Below are 2,583 nucleotides of genomic sequence, written 5' to 3' on the forward strand. Positions count from 1 at the left end.
GGTCCGGGCGCGCGGCGCGCGGCCGACAGGGCAGGCGCTCGCCCACCTCGTCGCGGTCGAGATCCTGATCGCGCTGTCGCTCGCCCCGCTTCATCTTTACGATTTCGTCGTCGTCGGCATCGCCATGACCGCGCTTGCGGGGCTCCGGGGGGCGCCGGCCCTGGCCGGTCTCGCGGGCCTTTCGTTGTGCCTGCGTCCCAGCGACCTCCACATCGCGCTCCTTGCCGGGGACTTCGTTCCGCTCTTCCCGGGAACCGTGCTTGCGACCTTCGGCGTGGCGATGATGCTCCTTGCGGCTATGGGGTCAGGGCGTTTCGCCCGCCGGTCCGGGGTGAGCGAAGCCGCACCGCGCCCCTGATTTCCGGCCCCGCGCCAATCCCCGCTGGCATTGCGCCCGACCGCTCGCTAAAAGCGGGCCGAGTTGCCGGAGGTGCCGTCATGACCGATGCGATCCGCCCCAGGCCGGGGATCATGGATATCGCGCTCTACGAGGGCGGCGCGGCGCATGTGGCGGGCATCACCGACGCGGTGAAGCTCAGCTCGAACGAGAACCCCTTCGGACCCTCGGAGAAGGCGAAGGAAGCCTACCTCCGCGCCGTGCACCAGTTGCACCGCTATCCCTCCACCGACCACGCGCGGCTGCGCCAGGCGATCGGCGAGGTCCACGCGCTCGACCCCGCGCGGATCATCTGCGGCGTCGGCTCGGACGAGGTCATCGGCCTGCTCTGCCACGCCTATGCGGGGCCGGAAGACGAAGTCGTGTTCACCGAGCACGGGTTCCTGATGTACCGCATCTATGCCCAGGCCACGGGTGCGACGCCGGTGGCCGTGCAGGAGCGCGAGCGGACGACGGACGTGGACGCGATCCTGGCGGCCTGCGGCCCCGCAACGCGGCTCGTCTTCCTCGCCAACCCCAACAACCCCACCGGCACGATGATCGGGCTGGCCGAGGTCGAGCGGCTTGCGCGCGGGCTGCCGGCGCAGGCGATCCTCGTCCTCGACGGGGCCTATGCCGAATACGTCGAGGGCTACGACGGCGGCGCCGAGCTTGCCACGCGGCTGCCCAACGTGTTCATGACCCGGACCTTTTCCAAGATCTACGGCCTTGGCGGGCTCAGGATCGGCTGGGGCTACGGGCCGAAGGCAATCATCGACGTATTGAACCGCATCCGGGGGCCGTTCAACCTTTCGACCGCGCAGATGGAAGCCGCCGAGGCCGCCGTGCGCGACCGGGAGCATGTCGACCGCTGCCGCGCCGAGAACGCGCGGATGCGCGGCTGGCTGGCCGAGGCGCTGGCGGAAAAGGGCGTGCCGTCCGACACCTCGACCGCGAACTTCATCCTCGCCCGCTTCGCCGACGAGGCCGAGGCCGCGGCCTGCGACGCCGCCCTCCAGTCGCAGGGACTGATCGTGCGGCGGGTGGCGGGCTACGGCCTGCCGCAGTGCCTGAGGATCACCGTCGGCGACGAAGCCTCCTGCCGCCGGGTCGCCCATGCCATCGGCCAGTTCAAGGCACAGAGATGACCGCACCGCTCTATGAAAGGGTGGCCCTGATCGGGCTCGGCCTCATCGCATCGTCGATGGGGCATGCGATGAAGGCGGCGGGGCTCGCGCGCAGCATCGCGGGCCATGCCAAGACGGAGGAGACGCGCGCGGCGGCGCTCGAGGTCGGCTTTTGCGACGCCGTCTTCGCCACGGCGGCGGAAGCCGTCAAGGGCGCGGACCTCGTCGTGCTGGCCGTGCCCGTGGGCGCCATGGGCGCCGTCGCGGCCGAGATCGCGCCGCATCTGAAGCCGGGCGCGACGGTGACCGACGTGGGTTCGGTCAAGCAGGCGGTGATCGAGGCGGTGGCGCCGCACATGCCCCCGGGCGTCCACTTCATCCCCGGCCACCCCCTTGCCGGGACCGAGCATTCCGGGCCCCGGTCGGGCTTCGCCACGCTCTTCGAGAACCGCTGGTGCCTGCTGACACCGGGCGCGGCAGACCCCGCCGCCGTCGCACGGCTGCGTGCGCTCTGGCAGGGGATGGGCGCGAACGTCGAGGAGATGGATCCGGCCCACCACGACCTCGTGCTGGCTGTCACCAGCCACACGCCTCACCTCATCGCCTATACGATGGTAGGCGTGGCCGATCACCTCAGGCGGGTGACGGAAAGCGAGATCATCAAGTATTCGGCGGCGGGTTTCCGCGACTTCACGCGGATTGCCGCCTCCGACCCCACGATGTGGCGCGACGTGTTCTTGACGAACAAGGAGGCGACGCTGGATATTCTCGGTCGCTTCACCGAAGAACTCTTCATGCTGCAACGCGCGATCCGGATGGGGGACGGAGAGATGCTCCACGACTATTTCACGCGGACGCGGGCCATTCGCCGCGGCATCATCGAGGCGGGGCAGGACACTGCCGCGCCGGACTTCGGCCGGACGAAGGCGCCGGACGCATGAGGGTCCGGTTCCTTCCCGCGCTTGCACTCGCTCTCGCCTCCAGCGGCGCCTTGGCCGCACCGATTCCCGAAAGCCCCCGTCCCGAGGCGCGCCCCGGCAGTGGCGCCGCGGCCCTCGCACCGATCGGACAGGTGCGGCC

At 70.3% G+C, this 2,583-nt stretch carries 3 protein-coding genes; all 3 read left to right on the plus strand.

Translation table 11 applies throughout. The features are described 5' to 3' along the window. A partial coding sequence (locus F9K34_RS18575; protein WP_291338586.1) for a hypothetical protein occupies window positions 1–358 on the plus strand: 358 nt, incomplete at its 5' end. Window positions 359–438: 80 nt separating this feature from the next. After that, on the plus strand, window positions 439–1,524 hold the full coding sequence (hisC, locus tag F9K34_RS18580; protein WP_291338587.1) for a histidinol-phosphate transaminase: 1,086 nt from the start codon (window positions 439–441) through the stop codon (window positions 1,522–1,524). Then, on the plus strand, window positions 1,521–2,444 hold the full coding sequence (locus tag F9K34_RS18585) for a prephenate/arogenate dehydrogenase family protein (RefSeq protein ID WP_291338588.1): 924 nt from the start codon (window positions 1,521–1,523) through the stop codon (window positions 2,442–2,444). Before hisC ends, F9K34_RS18585 begins: the two co-directional genes overlap by 4 nt. Window positions 2,445–2,583 lie beyond the last annotated feature (139 nt).

The sequence above is a fragment of the Albidovulum sp. genome (assembly GCF_008933605.1).
Taxonomy (GTDB): Bacteria; Pseudomonadota; Alphaproteobacteria; order Rhodobacterales; family Rhodobacteraceae; genus Albidovulum.